At 35.3% G+C, this 19469-nt stretch carries 13 protein-coding genes; 1 reads left to right on the top strand and 12 read right to left on the bottom strand.

Annotation, left to right across the window (positions count from 1 at the left end):
* Positions 1-16: 16 nt before the first annotated feature.
* The 9 genes from IRZ78_RS06140 to IRZ78_RS06100 form a co-directional block, all read right to left on the bottom strand.
* Entirely contained in the window at positions 17-784 is a 768-nt protein-coding gene (locus IRZ78_RS06140; RefSeq protein WP_194615688.1) for a hypothetical protein, read from the bottom strand.
* A 166-nt stretch (positions 785-950) separates the two neighbouring features.
* Entirely contained in the window at positions 951-1598 is a 648-nt protein-coding gene (locus IRZ78_RS06135; RefSeq protein WP_194615687.1) for a hypothetical protein, read from the bottom strand.
* On the bottom strand, positions 1591-2103 hold the full coding sequence (locus tag IRZ78_RS06130; protein WP_194615686.1) for a hypothetical protein: 513 nt from the start codon (positions 2101-2103) through the stop codon (positions 1591-1593). The genes IRZ78_RS06135 and IRZ78_RS06130 overlap by 8 nt, the downstream gene beginning before the upstream one ends.
* 1039 nt (positions 2104-3142) lie before the next feature.
* Entirely contained in the window at positions 3143-3664 is a 522-nt protein-coding gene (locus IRZ78_RS06125; protein WP_194615685.1) for a DUF3347 domain-containing protein, read from the bottom strand.
* Positions 3661-6102: a zinc-dependent metalloprotease gene (locus tag IRZ78_RS06120; protein ID WP_194615684.1), complete on the bottom strand. Its 2442-nt coding sequence runs from the start codon at positions 6100-6102 to the stop codon at positions 3661-3663. Before IRZ78_RS06120 ends, IRZ78_RS06125 begins: the two co-directional genes overlap by 4 nt.
* A gap of 6 nt (positions 6103-6108) precedes the next feature.
* Entirely contained in the window at positions 6109-7533 is a 1425-nt protein-coding gene (locus IRZ78_RS06115) for a RagB/SusD family nutrient uptake outer membrane protein (protein WP_194615683.1), read from the bottom strand.
* 3 nt (positions 7534-7536) lie between these two features.
* Positions 7537-11175 (bottom strand): SusC/RagA family TonB-linked outer membrane protein, encoded by a 3639-nt coding sequence (locus IRZ78_RS06110; RefSeq protein ID WP_194615682.1) that lies wholly within the window; start codon positions 11173-11175, stop codon positions 7537-7539.
* 136 nt (positions 11176-11311) lie between these two features.
* Positions 11312-12451 carry a FecR family protein gene (locus IRZ78_RS06105; RefSeq protein ID WP_194615681.1) on the bottom strand — a complete coding sequence of 380 codons (1140 nt, stop codon included), beginning with the start codon at positions 12449-12451 and terminating at the stop codon, positions 11312-11314.
* 195 nt (positions 12452-12646) lie between these two features.
* Complete coding sequence (locus tag IRZ78_RS06100) at positions 12647-13216, bottom strand: RNA polymerase sigma-70 factor (protein WP_194615680.1); 570 nt, start codon at positions 13214-13216, stop codon at positions 12647-12649.
* Between the two features lie 280 nt (positions 13217-13496).
* On the opposite strand from IRZ78_RS06100, the gene IRZ78_RS06095 reads away from it, so the two are divergent.
* Positions 13497-14942, top strand: a complete 1446-nt coding sequence (locus IRZ78_RS06095; RefSeq protein WP_194615679.1) for an NAD(P)/FAD-dependent oxidoreductase — start codon at positions 13497-13499, stop codon at positions 14940-14942.
* 69 nt (positions 14943-15011) lie between these two features.
* On the opposite strand, the gene IRZ78_RS06090 is transcribed toward IRZ78_RS06095, so the two are convergent.
* The 3 genes from IRZ78_RS06090 to IRZ78_RS06080 form a co-directional block, all read right to left on the bottom strand.
* Positions 15012-16814 carry a glycoside hydrolase family 2 TIM barrel-domain containing protein gene (locus tag IRZ78_RS06090; RefSeq protein ID WP_194615678.1) on the bottom strand — a complete coding sequence of 601 codons (1803 nt, stop codon included), beginning with the start codon at positions 16812-16814 and terminating at the stop codon, positions 15012-15014.
* A 32-nt stretch (positions 16815-16846) separates the two neighbouring features.
* Entirely contained in the window at positions 16847-18256 is a 1410-nt protein-coding gene (locus IRZ78_RS06085; RefSeq protein ID WP_194615677.1) for a hypothetical protein, read from the bottom strand.
* A gap of 134 nt (positions 18257-18390) precedes the next feature.
* Positions 18391-19290: a hypothetical protein gene (locus IRZ78_RS06080; RefSeq protein ID WP_194615676.1), complete on the bottom strand. Its 900-nt coding sequence runs from the start codon at positions 19288-19290 to the stop codon at positions 18391-18393.
* Positions 19291-19469: the final 179 nt, after the last annotated feature.

Below are 19469 nucleotides of genomic sequence, written 5' to 3'. Positions count from 1 at the left end.
TTAGTAACTTTTTATATTAATCATAATTAGAACTAATAATCTTCATAGCTTCTCTGCTCACTTGCTTCTCACTTTTAAACTCTTTCTCATAAAAATAAAAAAAAAATTTATTGTATAATGGAATTTCAAGAAAGATGAAGTCGCCCGATCTATGCATATAATGAAAAGATGTATTTTTTGTTGTACCAACAACTAACTGAGAAATTCTTTTTGACTTGTCCTTGGTTCCAATTCTTTTCAATGATTTTCTAGTTTTTGTAGTAACTGTTCTAACAGAACCATCACGCATAAATGCAATTGAAAAATCAGATAAAAACGGAATGTATTCAGATTTTTTATGTCTCTTGAATTCTGTACATAAATCCCACACTTGAAATTTAAAATCAATAATTTCCAGCCATCTTATTATAATCAACCAATCGTCAGGACTGTAATACGTTTTCTTTAAATCTACATTCCCAATGATCTTTTGAACCTCCCTCTCAACAGTATTAAACAACTCAGAATTACATTTGGCACACAAAGGAATTGTTGCCTTAATATAGGCTTGATCAAGTTCGTTGACATCAGATTTGAATGTTTTTTTCGGATTACTCTCAAATACCCACTTTGGAATGATATGTTCCTTAGTTAAATTTTCTTCTCCACCACAAAACGAGCAGGAAGGAATTCTGATTTTATCTATCCACCCTGTCAGATAATCATCAAATAATTTTCTCATAACATGCTTCCCAAGTTCTCTTGCAATTTTTCTTATCTCAAGTAATTTGGGTTCAATATTCATTTGTTTAGAGTTTATTACGCTTATTAATTTCTAAAATTTTTACTCGTTACTTTTTTTATTTCCTCTATTAAAAAGATAAATGAATTTTGAATTATTTCAGTCTCCAAAGGCATATTGCAGTAGTGAAGGCCGGTGACATCGATTTCAGATTATTCGAAAAATACGACTACTTACGAACTGTATTACGAAGCGAAAGAAGAAAATCCGAATTAGTAACCCATTCTATAACTCTTAAATAATTGTTGTCATCTTCTATAATGTCATGCATCAATCTATATTCAAAAAAATAAAAAAAACTATCAATTTTTAGCATATCTCTAATGTCCGCATTATCCCACCATTTTTCAAATACTCTATAGTCCGTTAACATTTTAGCACGATCAAGGAGTCCTTTGCTGGATAAAAAATGAAAATAGTACTCTTTATATCTTCCATCAAGAACAGGATATGCCACAAGATGAAAATTATAGTCTGATGCATCAGAAATGTTAGTCCTGTCAAAGGAAAAAATTCCTTTTTTTGCAAAATGTTCAAAATCTGCTAGATAAGATTTTCTATCGAAACTCTTTGGGTCAATACCCTGTCTAACAAATTTTTGTTCTAGAATTTTGTCTAATTCCGGATTAATACGATACTCAAATTCATATTTATTTTCAGCACTGTTAATAAACCTTCGAAAATCACTGTGGCTGTCATCAAAAAATATTCGATCTGGGACCCTAGCTCCTGCTGTAGCCAAATGAACTTTAATATACCGTTCTGAAAAAAAAAGATCTAAATCAAAGTCTTCTGAATTGTTTTTCAACTTACTCATTTCCAAAGACAGCTATACAGTTTATACATCGTGATTGTTTTTCAGAAGTTCTGGGCCTGATGGCAGATGTAAACTGAATAGCATTTAAAGAAGCTTTTTTATCTCTACGTAGTGCATTATTTGCTGCTTTAGCTTCAGCGCACTTGCCTACTATATTATAAGTTCCCTGTAAGATGCTATCGTCCCCTATTACTCCAATCGTCTTCAATGCGGCAGCAAGCTTTTTTTCGAAATCAGACTCTTGAAACCTTACATGAGATGTACCGAATACGCCTACTTTATTAGACTTTGCACCAATACTCACGGCCACGAGCTCTCTTTTATCGATCTTTACTCTTCTGGACGCGGCATTTTGTATCAGCCTGATACTCTCTTTGTATCTTTTTGAATTATAAAGCAACATTAGGTAAAGAGCATGTACACTTCGATTGTTCTTCGATAAGTGATGTGCGCAGTCAAAGTAATAATTCAGACTGTTTATCAATCTTTTGACTTTTTTATTCATAAAGTTAGTTTTTAGAAATTATAGGGATAAACTTAAAAAAAAATCACTGTACCGCGCGTTACAAATGAAAATTTTATTGGAATTTTATTTTCTAATTATCGTCTTGCGATATTAAAAATCCAGTAATTTTTTGTTTGAAATTTTACTTGAGCCGAGAAATAGACTTCGCACTTTTTCTACCACAAAAAACAAGACGATTTTAAAGATCATAAAAAAAATTTGCAATCAATAGAAATAGGATATTAAGCTGACTAGAGTTGGGACTACATAATGTACTGTCAACTTAAAATACATTATCCATTGCGCGTGCTTTGAAAATGCCCATTAATTGTTTTTTCAGTCCGACATATCCTGGATTTCTTCTTCGGGTAATGTCCTCGAAATTTGCTTATACACCACATCATCTGTCCGTTTTTTATCATCTCCCTTCTTCGTTATCTTTACTCAAAGATAATGTCTATATCTGCCTTTTTTATCTTCCGACTCCACGTGAAATTATTTGAAATAGCCATTCACTGAAAAAAAGTCGAAGTAAAATTAATGCTATCAAAAAAAAAAATTAGAACTAACATCGCTGAACTTAAAATAAAAAAAAACTGAACTTTTCAATTATAATTAGGCCCGAACATGTGTTCAACTGTCGAACACCTTGTGCTATTCTTGGATCAAACCATTTTGTATAAAAAGATCAATTTTCTCAAAAAAATATTCAATATAGAAAAATGAGCATAAATTCTAACACAATATCATTTTCTAAAAACCTTTTTTAAAATAAGGCTTTAAGGCATTTTTCCGAGCTTATCAATAAACATCAAAATAGGAATTAGGTGTTCGATTGTAATCCCATCATGTCCACAAAAAAGCCTGTAAACTTATTGTTTACAGGCTTTTTTATTAATTGCAATGTTTATCTCCTATTTGACAAAAGCAATAAACCACTACCTCTATTTCAACTCCGGTCAAACCGTTTTATCTAAAAAAGACAAATACGGCTTCTTTTCAGAAAACCGTATGTTGCCAGACTAATTCAAATTCACTTTTATAAACTTGCTTTTACTGCACCGCAAGTCAGCATGTTTTTTGGGTAATACGGATTTTTGATTTCCTTGCTATCACTTACCCACACCGCATTGGTCATTGGGCAAACCTGAAAGTATAATGTATTATCAGTCACCTTGAATTTGGGCGCCAGATCCCAAAATTTAGCAGATAATGTTTCAAAAATTTTACGCTGCTTATTGATGTTTTTAGTGGCTTCAACTTCCGCTACAAGGTTTATGATTTCCTTTCTTTTTGTAGTAGCCTCATTCATTTGTTCAAGATTGAGTTTTTTAAACCTGAAATTCTTTAACGATTGCTGCAATAAAGCAGCACTTTTTACAACGGCCATACTATCTGAGACCAAAAGATTATTTTTTAAAGCCAAATAATTGTTTGTGATTTCCTTTTTTTGAGCCTCACGTTTTTCTACCAGTTCAGGCGCTACTTCTTCTTTTGATGTCAACTGTGCCTGCGTCAAAGTGCTTAAGAAAATAAATGCTATAACTACTATCTTTTTCATATATCGGTTTTGTTTAATTTTGAAATAATTTTATCCATTTCGATCAAAATACCTTCGTAATGATCTTTGTTTAATCCTGTTGTTCCATTCATTAATTTGGTAACATCAGTTCTTAATTTTAAAATATGCTGTTTGGCATACAATCTTACATCACTTCGCTGTGCTGCATTTAAAGCTTTACCAGGTTCTGTTTCCTTAGGCAATAAAAGCATACTAAGTTTTTCGATATAACCGCGCTGCAAACCTCTTCTGTAATAATCTAATTTTTCGTTACCGCTAAAATTTACCCAAACTGTTTGCTGCATATCGTTTAAAAACTCAGGAACGGTATAAGCTCCTTCAAACTGCATTGCTTTAAGGCTGATATTGTAAAGAATACCGGAACTTAACAACATATTCAAGATTTGGTTTTGCTGGTCTGCTATCTGATCTTCTGTTTTTAAAGGAATCAACTGATCGATTTCTTTTGGATACATCCAAAGCGGTGCAACAAACAATTGTCTTCCCACATAATCAACAGCTGCTTTTATTTTTGCTTTTGGAACTGGCTGATATACGACTCCTTTTTCATCAACGGTTCTTTTGGTTACGTAGTTATTACCAATATATTTTAACACATGATACAAATACAAACCATATTGTTTGACAACGGCTTTATGCATATCTGATAAATTATCATAAGCATCGTTAGGCTGATAGGTCCACTGAATAAGATTTGGTACTACACGTTTTAGGTTTTTAATACCGTAATCGCTGGCCGCTACTGCATCATCACCAAGGTCTTCTGTCTGACTGCGGGGATCTTCGTCTTTTCCTTCTCCTCCAAACCATAATTTAGGATTAGCAGTCAAACTATCCGTAGTCATTTTGCTTAGTATTTTTTCTTCTTCAAATTCATCCTCCGTTTTTGGAAAATAGCTATACCCCCACTTCACGGCCCATTTATCATAGATTCCAATACGCGGATAAATTCCCTCCGGACTTATATTATCTTCTGGCTGTGCCACATAATTAAGGCGCGCATAATCCATTATAGAAACCGTATGTCCATTTGCTTCCACCCATTTTTTATCTCTGAGTTTTTCTACCGGCGTAGCGCTGCTGGCTCCCATATTGTGGCGTAAACCAATCGTATGCCCAATTTCATGCGAAGAAACAAAACGAATTAACTGCCCCATAACCTCATCATCTAAATGCATTTTTCTGGCTCTTGGGTCTAAAGGTCCAACCTGAATCATATACCATCTTTGCACCAATTTCATCACATTATGATACCAGCCTACATGACTCTCGATGATTTCTCCACTTCTGGGATCGCTCACACGAGGTCCGTAAGCATTAGGTGTTTCTGATGCATAATAGCGCACTACAGAATATCTTGCATCTTCCAGACTCATGGTTTTGTCATCTTCCGGCCATTCTTTTCCAACAATCGCATTTTTAAAACCTGCAGCTTCAAAAGCTTTTTGCCAGTCGTTGATTCCGGCAATTAAATACGGTCTCCATTTTTTTGGCGTTGCAGGATCTATGTAGTAAACGATTTGCTTTTTTGGTTCAACCAACTGACCGCTTAGGTATTTTTTAATGTCTTTGTCTTTAGGTTCCAGACGATAGCGCTGAATAATAAATTTTGTCTGAGCACGCTGTTCATCATCATCAAACAAAACATATTTGTTAGCAAAATAACCCACCCTTTCATCGGCAAAACGTTTGCGCATTGGTGTTTTTGGAAGCAGTACAATCGAGGTATTTAATCTCAAAGTTACCGTTCCGCTGCTTGCTGTTGAATTCGTATAGGTTTTTGTTGTTTTGATTTCAATGTTAATAGGATAAGCATCTATCATCTCAATGAAAGATTTGTCATCGGCAAGAGAGGTTAGCTTTTTTTCTGTTTTCTCTTTATTTTCAATAGAAAACATTGGATTGTCTTTTTTGAAAACATCTGTTACATCAATAACAACATTTCCTGTAACGGGATTGGTTGTTTTTATTGGAAAAGCAGCAACAATTGGGCTTTCATTACTGCCCGCTAATGCTTTTGCCAACATCGAATCGGGATTACGGACATCTTGTTTGTATTGCAATGACCTTATAAAAACAGTATTGTTCGCTCCTTTTTCAAAATAAATTGTCTGCTCATTGGCTTTCTCTCCACCAAAAACCCCCATACCTTCGGGAGTAGAAAGATATCTGGTTACCACCAGCATATATCTGTTAAATAAACTATCAGGAATTTGAAAGTAAAATTTAGCATCTACCTGATTCACCGTAAAAAGACCTGATTTTTCTTTCGATCCTTCTTTGATTATTTTTTCATAGGGCTGTAAACCTTTTGGCTGGGTACTGGTACTGTCTGCTTTTTTTTCTGCCGGAGTTTGCGAAAAACTATGCTGCTGTCCGGCCAGCAGCATGATTATTAGTATAAATATTTTTTTCATCAGAATTTAAAATGGAACTGTTTCGTTGGTATTTAAGGTAAGTTTTGGATTTTTTTGCAGCACCGATAAAGGAAATGGTATAATGTATAATCTTGAATTAGGCTGTAACGTATACGTTTTTTGAGGAACGGTTTTGTTCACGATTGGAAATACTCTTGTAACTGTTTTTGCATATTCTGTTTCGGTATTTAGCCGCTTTAAATCAAAAAAACGATTAAAGCCCAAAAGCAATTCTTTTCTGCGTTCGTTTATTACAAGATCCATCGTTTCTTTTCTGGTAGTTGGAACGGCTAAATTTACAGTTCCAGATAAAATACGTTTTGCTCTTAATGTATTTAAAACATTAACTGCTTCAGTAAATTTATCTTCTCTGGCGTAACATTCTGCCAGCATTAAATAAACCTCAGTAGTTTTCATCCCCACTGTAGGATAAAAGAATTTTGTATATACCGTTGCCCAATACGCTGTATTTGATCCCTGATCCAGATTTGTTGTGCTGGTAGTATTAAAAAACAAATTAAAACGTGCATCGTTTGTCCCAAATAAAGTTCTCAGCTCCGGACTTATAATATATTGATAGGCAAAATTCATCTCATTATAACCAGTCATATACATATAACTCAATACTTCTATATTATTTGCTGCCGGTACAGCAACTACATTTGGTCCGCCTTGTGTGTTATAAGCTACCATATCAAATATTTTATTGTTATAGCTTAATGACTTTTCTGCGGCTTCCTTAGCACTGGCAATTTCACGTTTAAACAAATGAACTTTAGCTTTAAATGCATAAGCAAATGCCAGTGACGGGTGGTAAACATCCATTGGTTTTTCTTGAAGATACGCTAAAGCCTCGTCTATATCCTTCTGAATAAATGCGTAAACTTGTGCTACAGTAGACTTTGCCGGCTGTGCCTCCAGATCAAATTTATCCATGATACAAATACCTCCATCTGTAGCAGCAGTTTTAGGATCATATCCTTTTGCATAAGTGTTTACCAGCAAAAAGTGATCGTAGGCTCTGTAAATTTTGGCTTCTGCTTTTGCTAATTGCTTTGTACTTACATCTCCTTTACTATCATCGACAAGCGAAATGATAGTATTCCATCTGTTAATATAGGTGTAAGCCTGGTTGTAAAAGCTAGACGTATTTAGTAAAGAAACCCGATCTGTAGTTTCATCAAAAGTAAAATTGATCGTATTGATGTTGGGCGTTTTTCCTATTACATCCCCTTCTTTCATCCATTGGTCGTCAGACAAATACTGAAAGTTATTAATAGGATATCCTCTGTTTGGCAGCGATACTGTTTCAAGAAACTGATCAGCTGTTTCAATAACTAAAGATCCTTTTGGTGTTAGGTCTGTATAATCTTCGCAGGCTGCCGTACTTAAAATAAGCAGCGACGCCATTATTTTATATATCTGTTTCATATTTTAAAGAGTAAGGTTAAAGCCAAATAAATACGTTTTTGGCATTGGTAAATTACGTGTACCTGAATTAGCCGAATAAACTTCAGGGTCAATACGATTTCCAGCAGCACTCCAGTACCAAATATTGTTCATTTGAAAAGTAAATTTGGCCGATGCAATATTCAATTTATTAGCCACCAATTTTGGTAAATTATAACCTAATGAAATGTTTCTAAGTTTGATGTAATCGCCATCAATAACATTTATATCTGAGTTTCTCCATTGGCTGCTCATGGTGATGGCATAATTTCTTGCAACCTCATCAATATCTACAAATAAACGTGTATTTCCATTTGGGTTTGCATCTGTGTAACGATCTGCAATACCTGCGTTGTTTACTGCATCAGAACTTAAATCCATAACATCTTTACGCATTACATTTCCTCCTGAGAAAACAAATAACAAATTCAAATCAAATTGTTTATAAGAAAATCTTTGTGATAACGAACCGGTATAAGTTGGGGTTAAACTTCCTTTATTTACCAACGCAGCTGTGCTGTTAACTGTTTTTAAGCTGTTTGCTATTGGAGTACCATTGGCATCAAAAGCCATCGATGGATTTCCGTTTTCATCTAAAATATAAGGATAACCATTCACTGTTCCTCCATATTTGTACGCATATAAGCTATTGTAAACTTCATTTTCTAAAAAGTAATCCAGAGGCGAGCTGGCGTACACAGAAGCAATGGATTGTGCTCTTGTAACTTTTTCGACAGTCGTTCTGTTAAAACCTAAAATTAGATTAGAACCAATACGGAAATTACCATTATTGTACCAGTCAGAACCAATACTAAACTCCACTCCTTTGTTCATCAATGCACCTGCATTTATTCTTCGTGACAATGCACCAACGGTAGGATCTAAATCGGTTGTTGCTAATAAATCACTGCTGTATTTTCGATAGACATCAATGCTTCCGTTTAATTTACCTCTAAACAAACTATAATCTACACCAAAGTTTGTGCTTTGTGTTTTTTCCCATCTCAACATTGGATTGGGCTGCCCTGTGATATTGGTGTATTGCAACGATTGATATAAGTTATCATTTCTTCTTGTGGCCGTTACATATGGAGTTGTAGACTGATCTATATTTCCGTTAACACCATACGTTAATCTAAGTTTAAGTGCAGTAACCCATTTTATTTCTTTCATGAATTCTTCGTTGCTGGCATTCCAACCTAAACCTGCAGACCATAAAGGGCGGTTTTTATATTTCGGATCAACTCCAAACAAATCTGCCCTGTCTACTCTATAACTTCCTGTTACGTTATATTTGGATAAAAAGGTATAACCAACAGAACTAAATACAGAAAAATAACGGTGTAAAATTTCTTTTTGCGATCTTGATACTGTTGCCAGTGTTCTGTTGTTTCCGTAAATATAACTTGGAGTTCCTGTCTGGCTAAGTGCAAGGCTGTTCATTACGGCAGAACTCAATGTTACAGGATCATAACCGTATCTTAACTGTTCGATCGATCTTGGAACAAAAGTTTCACGCATTTCAAAACCGGCCAGTGCATTTATAGAATGTTTGCCGTCGCTAAAATCCTCAGTATAATCTAATTGATTTCTAAAAGAATAATTGCTGGCCTTACTGCTTAATTGCTCGTATCGTCCTCCTGTAGAGAAACCTTCTACATACGTATAAGCGTTCGTTGTAGAATTATAGGCCGTTAAAGCATTAATGGCATAACGCATTTTATAGGAGTTAACATCGTAATACTGTTCGTTATCGTTTCTTGTTGTTTCGTACTGAAATTGTGTACTTGCACTTAAACCTCTCCATAACTTGGCACGCAGATTTGCAAAGGCCCTTAAATTTAATGAATTTTGTTTTTCGATACCTTCCTGAAGTGCATTTAAAACACTAAAAGTCATTGGTTTAAAACCGCTTAAACCTGCCATTTTTTCTGCCATAACGGGATTAATGACTCCGCTGGAAGTAAAACCATCTTTAATTGCCACAAAAGGCGATAGTACAAGATTTCCATTATCATCTGTAATGCGTTCGTATCTTTTTTGAATATCATAACTGTTGTAATCAGGATCGGTAACATCATCATTACTGTACGTTGCGTTTATTCCAAATGTTGCATTTAACCAGTTGTTTAACTGAAAACTGCTTTTTGCATAAAGGTTAAAGGATCGGCTCTCGTTATTTATTACACGCCCTTTTGCCTGATCATAATTAAATGACACATACGTATTCTGTCTGCTTGTACTTCCTGAAAAGGCAATATTGTAACGCTGTCTAAACTCATTTTGCCATACGTTATCGCGATAATCTTTATAGTAATCGTTTTTCCTCCATTGATCCAGCGTGCTGTTGTAATCTGCATTATTGATTTTTCCTTCTTCTAAATTTCTGTTCAGCTGATAAAGAGGGCTGTAATACTTCGGGTTACTGCTGCCTATATCCCCATACGTATTGAACATGGTTTGTGTATCAGCAACTCTAGCTCTTTCTCTCTTATAAACCGCCTGTTCATAATCGATCAAATCGCTTGTCGAAGCATAATTCATATTCTTGAAACTTGGCTTTGTGGAAATAAAGAAATCGGAATTTATACTTACTTTTAATTTACCATTTCCTTTTTTAGTAGTCAAAACGATAATTCCGTTTGCTGCTCTGGAACCATAAATAGAGGCCGCCGCAGCATCTTTAAGAACGTTTACACTTTCGATATCATAAGGATTAATATCTTCTAAAGTCAGTTCTGTTGGCAAACCATCAATTACTAAAAGCGGACTGTATCCAACATCAACTGAAGAAAAAGTCCCCATACCACGTAAAATTGGTGTATCTGCAGAAGCTCCGGTTGGATTTTTTCGCAGCATCAAACCTGCCACACGACCTTCAATTGCAGTAGATAAGTCGGCATTGATGTTTTCATTTAAGGTTTTTTCGTCAATTGTTGCAATCGCTCCTGTTGAATGACTTCTGGTTAGCGTTTGAAAACCCGTAATTACAACTTCTTTCATTGCAGCTACTTTGTCTTCTACAATCAGTGTTAGTTCTGTTCGCCCGGTGATCCCAAAAGATTTCTTTTCAATAGTTAATCCTGAACATTCAAGAATGCCGTTTTCCGGTACATTGTCAAAAGCAAAACTTCCGTCAAAATCCGTTATACTGGTTCTGTTTGTTCCTGAAAGAGCAACCGTTACTCCGGGAAAAGGTTCATTTTTATTGTTTAATACTTTTCCGCGGATATCGATTAATACGTTTCCCAAGTTCTCCGCCTTTTCTTTTACAGCCGTTACCACAATGGTTTGGTTGGTAATCGTGTACTTTAATTTTTGAGAATTAAAAATCTGATTCAGCGTTTCTTTTACATTCGAATTCTTTACATTAATAGTTACAGGTTTCGAATCTTTTAGCAGTTTCTGCGTATAAAAAACTTCGTAATTGGCCTGTTTTGCTACTTCTTTCAACACTGTTTCGAGTGGTGCACCTTTAAAATTAATGCTGATGTTTTGTGCTTGTCCTTTGTAACTGCACAGAAGCATAAGTATCGCACTAAAGCCGCATAAATAAGTAGCAGAGCTGCTACTCCTTTTTCTGATTTTTTTGTAAGGTTTTTTTGGTTGTAAATTAAATTTCATACATTTACATTTGGTTATAGTTAAACAATAGGTAGACAACTTATATTGGCTATTAACTTTTAAAACAAACCGGAAGCATCGCAACTGCTTCTGGTTTTTTAGTTTATAGTCTCAATATATTCGGGTAAATTTAAATTCAGGGATAGACAATAATCGTTTTTCCTTCAACCTTAAATTTTATATTACTAAGCTCAAGTACTTTTAATACTTCAGACAAATTTTTATTCATAAACGTACCGCCGTTAAATCGCACATCCGAGACATCGCCACGGTATTCTACTTTAATTCCGTACCAGCGTTCCAATTGTCGCATAACCGTTTTTAAGTCGGCATTATCAAATTTAAAACGACCATTTTTCCACGCAATCGCAGCTTCGGTATCGACTTGTTTAATGGTAATCTTAGTAAACTTATCAGATACATTAGATTGTTGCCCCGGTTTTAAAATGGCTTTTTGATTTTTATAACTCACCGCAACACTTCCTTCTAATAAAGTCGTTTTTACAACAGATTCATTATCATAAGCATGTACGTTAAAATGTGTTCCAAGAACTTCTATATCCTGATCACCTGATTTTACAATAAAGGGTTTGTTTTTATTTTTGGCGACTTCAAAATAAGCCTCTCCGTCAAGTTCCACGATTCTTTGGTCTCCGTTAAACTGGGTTGGATATTTAATCGATGAAACTGCATTTAGATATACTTTGGTTCCATCTTCCAGAACAATATTGTACTGTCCTCCCGTTGGTGTCGAAAGTGTATTGAATAAATTAGCACCAGCTTTTGAAGTATCAGTATTTGGATTTATAATATAGGTGATAACGCCATTAGCCCCCATTTTTATGGTAACCTCATCTTCTTCACCTTCTTTGGCAATTGTATCTTTTGCCGAAATATCGGCCAGAACAATTTGCTTCCCGTTCGAAAGTGTCAGGATTCCTCTATTTCCCCCGGGAGCAATTTCCTGTGGTTTTTCAGCAACCTGAACAGGCTGCTCTTTTGTTTTTGTAAAATAAAATATTCCCGTACCCAATAATACAGCGATCGAAGCAGCAACAGCAACACGCGGCCAAATACGAATTACTTTTGTTTCTTGTTTTAAGGGTAAATTTGCTTTCAGATGTTGATAACTATCTTCCAGCTCGTACTCGTTAAGCTGTAAATTGTTATTAGAAGCTTTATGTAAATACCAAGCATCTACTTTATCCTTATCTTCATTAGATAAAGTGCCTTCCTGATATTTTTTTAGCAATGCTAAGATTTCATTTTCATTCATAAATACAATACGAAATTTTGTCCCGTTTTAAATAAGACAGTTATAAATCACTTTTGTCATAGGCAAATGACGAAAAAAATTAAAAAAAGATTACTATATCGTTATCAAAGCAAGAAGAGTATTACTTTTTCTTTATCAATTAAGATGATATGCCTAGATTTTGATATAGAAATTAACAAAAAGGCAATACTATAGTTACATCACAAAAACACTCATGAAATTCCTGAGTTTTTCTCGTAATATTTTAAGGGAATTATAGACTTGCTGCTTGGCTGTTTTATCGGTAATATTAAGTTGCAGTGCAATTTCATCATACGAAAGCTCTTCAACCTTTCGCAGAAGAAAAACTTCGCGCATTTTTTCCGGAAGTAAAGCAATTTCTTTAGCAATAATAGCTTCTAATTCTTCTTCCCGAAGATTTGAATCTGCTAAAACATAATCATTTTCAATAAAGTTTGAAATGGAATCAGCATAATTCGAAACCACTTTTTCGTGAGCAATATGATTTAGGATTTTGTTTTTTACGGCTTTATATAAATAAGAAGAAAGAGATCCGGTAATGTTTAATTCATAGCGTTTGTTCCAGAGGGATAAAAACACTTCCTGAACAACATCGTTTGCTTCATCCTGATTACCTAACATTTTATAGGCGTGATTGACCAGAATTTTACAATACCGCTCAAAAATTTCTGTATACGCTAACTGATCATCTTCCTTAAGAAGATCTAATAAATTATGATCAGCATATTCGCTATAAGCAGGCATTAATGGAAAGAGTTGAGAATCAAAAAAGCAATATTAAACATTTTTTGTGTTAAAAACTAAAAGATGATTCAGTTAGAAAAGATCTATAACTTTATAACCATTATTTTCTTATAAAGTATATTTTAGACGAAAAAAAGGCCTCATAATCTGGAAAGATTTGCCTGTGGTTAATATCATTTAACCGTCACTTTTTTATTAGAGACTGTAATCAATTATATTTGCCAATTCTTTCTTTGGAAAGTAAAGCAAGATCCAATTAAATAAAGAGGAAAGCAAAAAAGTGGAAAATCAAGAAACCAGCTGGGCTATTTGTCCGGAATGCCAGGGACGCGGCAAAAAAAGCCGAAGAATCAGCAAGAAAGCACGACTGCTCTACCAGATTGCTCTCGATCAGTTTGAAAAAACAAAAGAAGGAACGGCTCCGGTTTATCCTAAAGGCAATTTATATGTATGCCTGAATTGTAATGGCTCAGGATTGATTCTGGCAGCCAGTGCAGCTGTTGCGGATAAAGAAAATTATCCACATGTTGCTATTATTGGCGGCGGTATAGGTGGAGTTGCTCTCGCTGTAGCCTGCCTGCATCGCGGAATTCCTTTTACTCTTTATGAACGTGATAATAACTTCGAAGCGCGATCTCAAGGCTACGGACTCACTTTGCAACAAGCCAGTAGAGCCATAGAAGGACTGGGTATTTTCTCTCTAAAAGATGGTGTGGTTTCAACAAGGCATTTGGTTCATACTACAGAAGGAAAAGTTATCGGGGAATGGGGAATTAGAAAATGGCTGCAGTCCGATACTAAAACAGCTAATAAACGTACGAATGTGCATATTGCAAGACAATCTTTGCGACTTGCATTACTAGAACAACTGGGAGGTCATGATTTTGTACAATGGGGACACCAATTAGTTGATTTTAAACAAAATGAAGATGAAGGGATTGATTTAAAATTTCAGGTAAACGGGGAAATAAAAAGCGTAAAAACCGATCTTTTGATTGGGGCAGATGGTATTCGCAGTTCGGTACGAAGATTACTAATAGGCGAAGACATTACTCCTTTACGTTATCTGGACTGTATTGTGATCCTGGGTATTTGCCCTTTGAAAGCTCTTGAGGAAATTGATAGTGATTTACTGGATTCTGCAACAGTATTCCAGACCGCTAACGGAAATGAACGCATTTACATAATGCCTTATACATCAGATTCTGTAATGTGGCAGCTTAGTTTTCCAATGTCCGAAGAAGAAGCCAAAACACTAAGTGCTCAGGGAACTTATGCACTTAAGGAAGAAGCCTACCGAAGAACTCAATGGCACAATCCTATTCCTCAGATTATAACAGCAACTCAGGAAGCTCAGATTTCCGGTTATCCGGTTTATGATCGGGAATTACTGGATTCAGCATTATTATCAAAAGCCGGACAAGTAACTTTGATTGGAGATGCAGCTCATCCAATGAGCCCGTTTAAAGGACAGGGAGCCAATCAGGCCTTACTGGATGCACTTGCACTCGCTCGCGGCATTTCGAAAGGATGCAGGCCAATGTCTGAATGGCGAAAAGCAGGCATAAGAGAAAGTGTCTTAAATGAGTTTGAATCAGAGATGTTAGAAAGAAGTGCCATCAAAGTAAAAGATTCTGCAGAGGCTGCACAGTTCCTGCATTCTGAAATTGTACTTCATGAAGGTGATGAACCAAGAGGAAGATGTATAAAGAAAAAAGAAGTTTAGTCCCGAAAATATTTACTATATATTGAAAAAAATTGCGGTTGCCTGAAAAGACAACCACACTTTTTTTAATTATTTATACTCTACTTCTTTCTGAGCATACCAATCTTTCATTACATAAAAAGCTTTCTTTTTTATTCCCTGATCTGAAATCAAACCTTTACGGTTAAAGAAATCCTGAATGTTGGGTAACTGCCTGCGTGGTGATCTAAAGTCAACTAAAATCCAGGGCGAAACTCCGGCCAGACCTTCTATACGATTGAACATTTGCGTGTTTTGCACATACAACTCTTCCTGATATTCTTCGTTCCAGCGCTGTGTTTTATCTCCGTGTAAACCTTGCAGCGCTTCACCGCCAAATTCGCTAATAATGACGGGTTTGTTATACGGAATTACCCATTGCATATCTTTACATGATTCGTTCGTTCCCCTGTACCAGCCTAAATATTGATTGAAACTCACAATATCTACATATTCGTTCATATTATCATGAAGCGTATTTACATTGTTCGGACTTTTGGTTACTTCCATTGCCATACTTATTAAACGCGAATTATCCTGTGTACGGGCATATTTAGCAAGTTTACTTAAGAAAATATCTCTATCATCGCCGTGCGGAGTTTCGTTTGCAATAGACCAAATTACAATTCCGCAGCGGTTTTTATCTCTGTAAATCATATCGTGCAACTGACGTTCGGCATTGGCGTAGGTATCCGGATTTGTCCATGAAATCGTCCAGTACACCGGAACTTCAGACCAGATCATTAATCCCATTTTTTCGGCTTCTTTTACCATGTTTTCATTATGCGGATAATGAGCCAGGCGAACATAATTACAACCTAATTCTTTTGCCCAGCTTAATAAAGTAACGGCGTCTTCTCTAGACCAGGCTCTCCCGGATCTAAACGGTGCTTCTTCGTGAATACTGATACCGCGTAAAAAGACCTTTTTTCCGTTTAACAAAATTTCTTTTCCTTTGGTTTCAATGGTTCTAAAACCAATTTTATCCGCGATACTTTCATGGGCTTTGTCAATGGTTAGGTCGTATAATTTTGGTTTTTCCGGTGTCCATAAAACGGGATTGGTTTTAATCTCAAAATAGGCCATTCCTTTGGCATCCGTTATAATGCTTTTCTTGATTTTTAGTTCTGGAATTGTAATCGAAACAGACTGATTTGCTGTATCGCTGTTCAGCTTTATCCATCCTGAAATTTTTGTTCTGTCTTTTTTATCCAACTGAACCAGATAATCTTCGATATAAGTATTGGGAACCTGAGCCAAAGTAACGTCTCTGGTGATTCCGCCGTAATTCCACCAGTCCATATTTACGGTTGGAACATTATCTTTATGACGTTTGTTGTCTACTTTTACCACCACAAAATTATTTCCGTCAACAAGCAAATTGGTTACATCAAAATTAAAAGGCGTATAACCACCTATGTGACTTCCTGCCAATTTTCCGTTTACATATACTTTTGCATCGTAATTGACTGCTCCAAAATGAAGAATACCTTTGGTTTGAGAACTCTTTTTATAATTAAAGTCTTTCTGAAACCAAACTGTTCCTTCGTAAAAAAACAATCTTTCGTCTTTTGAATTCCAGTCAGACGGAATATCCATCGTGGCCGAAGTTGCAAAATTGTATTCGGTTAAATCTGTGGTGTTGAATTTTTTATTTTCGAAAAATCCGTTGTTTTTAAATGGCATTAATCGATAATCGTAATATCCGTTTTCGAGCGGATCTACAATATAACTCCACTTTCCGTTTAAGTTCATGTTATTTCGAGCCGAAATATTGGATAGTAACGGAATTTCCTGTGCCATCGTTTTCCCAAAAATCAGAAAAGTAAAAAACAGTATTATTATTTTTCTCATAGCTTAACTTATTTTATTTTTTATTACAAATTCTATTTCTTATCAAAATACTGCGTTAATTGATAGGCATTATCATTAATAATTTTCATCTCTTTTAATAAAGGCTTATACGGTTCAAATGCACTGTTTACAATACCTTTATTTGAATCTCTGTTTGAATAATCGGTGCTTAAATCTTCCGGATCGTTGTCCATATATTTAAACCAATGCCAGCCAACCGAATTTTTATTCTTAAGCAATTCTAAAGTGAAATTCTGGTAAAAAAGTCCTCTTTCTCTTTGAGTTCGAACCAGCCATCCTGCTCCGGTATTATTCGGCAATCCGGAATCTTCTCCTTTGGTGTACCATTCTGTAATTAAAAACGGTTTTCCGGACCATTCGCCCCATTTATTCATTAAATCCTGACTTGGTTCCCATTTTCTGTAATGATTAATCGAAATGATATCCATGTACTTTCCGGCCACCTTAAAAATCTCCGGATTCGTTAATTCCTGCTCTTTATCCTGATTAAAACGGCATCCTAAATAAAGATGATTGGGATCTGCTTTTTTGAGTGCAACGGTAACCTTTTTCATATAGGTTTCAAAGTAAAAAGCGGTAAACGCCATGCGGTCTTCCTGAGTAATATCTGAGGCCGAAGCGCTAAAACCTTTTCTTTGATCGAACCATGCTTTTGCCGCAATATATCCCTGTTCATCTTTGGCCAATAAAGTTAAATGTTTATCTAACGCGTCGTTATACCACGGCAGTTCATTATCAGTAAAATAACCCATCAAATACTTATCATTTTTGTATTGAGAAAGATCTTTGAACGCTTTTTCGACGTATGCATCAAACTCTTTATCAAAAACCATAACCAAATCAAAACGGTAATTCTGCCAGCTGGCTTCTTTATATTTTCCGCCGAATTTTTTAATATGGTCTGAATGATACATACCCATTGGCGATATAATTACGGTATAAACCAGCGGGTTTTCTCCTTTTCTCACCAAGTCTGTATTCGACCACGCTCCTACTCCGTTAAATCCGTTATCGCGAAGTAATTTTGATTCTTGCTTTAACCAATTTTCCGGACTTCCGAATTTTTTATCAAATGCTTTTTGCTGATTTACAGATCGTCCGGCATTAAAAACGGCAACTCCTTTATAAATAAACGGATAACCTTCCGGATCGATAATCCACCATCTGTTGTCTATTTTTTGGGTTCTAAAAAATCCTGTTGCTTCTTTCTGCCAGGCTTTTGATCCGCCGTAAATTGAAATAGGTTCTTGTTTTTTTATCTTAAAACCGGGAAGTTTATCAATCGTTTTGGCTTCATACGAAACCCATTTTGGGTCTAAGGCATTTTGTCTGGCTTCGACTTTTTGGTATTTTATATTATTCTGTGCGTGCAGGGAAATTAGGCTCGTAAAACAGAATATTAAATAAAGGAAATGCTTCATTACATTAGTTTTTATTTTTTTTAAGAGGTCTTTTTAGTATTCAGTTATCAGTCGCAGTCGCAATATTCAGTTTAGCATGACTGAAAACTGTGACTGAGAACTGAGAACTGAGTTCACACTATGTGTTTAAAAAATTATTTAGACAAATAGATATGATCGAAATCGAAAACGTAATTATTTAAAGTTCTGATATCTTCCGGATCAACGCTTCTTAAAACCAAAATATCTTTAATTTTTGTCAGGTCTAATGCCGAATTTTGTTTTTTGTATTCTGCAATTGGAATTTTAACCATATTCCAGCTTCCATCTCTTTTAAGTCCGTATAAATTGCTTGTGGCATCAAATTCTACATATCCTGTATTCGAGGCATCTTTCATTCTAAATCTGATTTTTCCGGTGCTGGTCGTTCTTACCGCCATATTGATATAAGTGTAAGAGGAAATATCAGTGAAATTTACAAACGACAGAATTGCCATCGCCCATTTAGCTTCTGTTGCAGGCGGTGTTGCCGGAAGAGAAAAATTTCTGTACGCTCCTTCATAACCATCATTGGCAACTTCTTTAATTACAAACTGATTGCTTGAAACCCAATTTAAAACAGGGGCCGTTTTGGTAAAATCAGGATTGTCAGAATAAATTTTAAGGGCGTCAGCCGGAATAACAATTGGCGGAATTGCAGGAGCTTCGACCTCAACAGCAAATGTTTTCTTTTCGACTGTATTATCAACAAAAGTGATTTCGAGAGTCGTTGTAAAAGTTCCTCCTTTAGTATATTTTACCTCAACATTTCGCTCGATTGAAGCTCCCGGAGATCCGCCCTGAAAAGTCCATTTTACAGCACGTACTTTTGTTGATGAATCGATATACGTTACCGTTTCTCCTGCTTTAACAGAGGTGTTGGTCGAAGTTGCTTCTAGCTTTCCTTTATTATAAAGATATACTTCGCGTACATCATCTTCACAGGAAAACAAACCTATGAAAAGCACTAAAAACAGGTATTTTAATTTAGATATATGATTTAGTTTTATGGTCATGATTTCTTTTTTTTGGTTATTTTTTTTTAAAAGAGAATAGAAGAAAGAGTAAAGAAGAAAGACTTCTCATTTTATTCTTTTTTTTGAGACAGAAGAAAGAACAAAGAATAAAGAGAATAAACTTCTCAGAAAATCTTGATTCTTGTTTTTTTTTTTTAGAAAATAGAATAAAGAATATA

The organism is Flavobacterium sp. CSZ, assembly GCF_015350725.1.
GTDB lineage: Bacteria > Bacteroidota > Bacteroidia > Flavobacteriales > Flavobacteriaceae > Flavobacterium.
The sequence above is the reverse complement of the archived record's forward strand: the minus strand, read 5'-3'. Positions and strand labels throughout refer to the sequence as shown.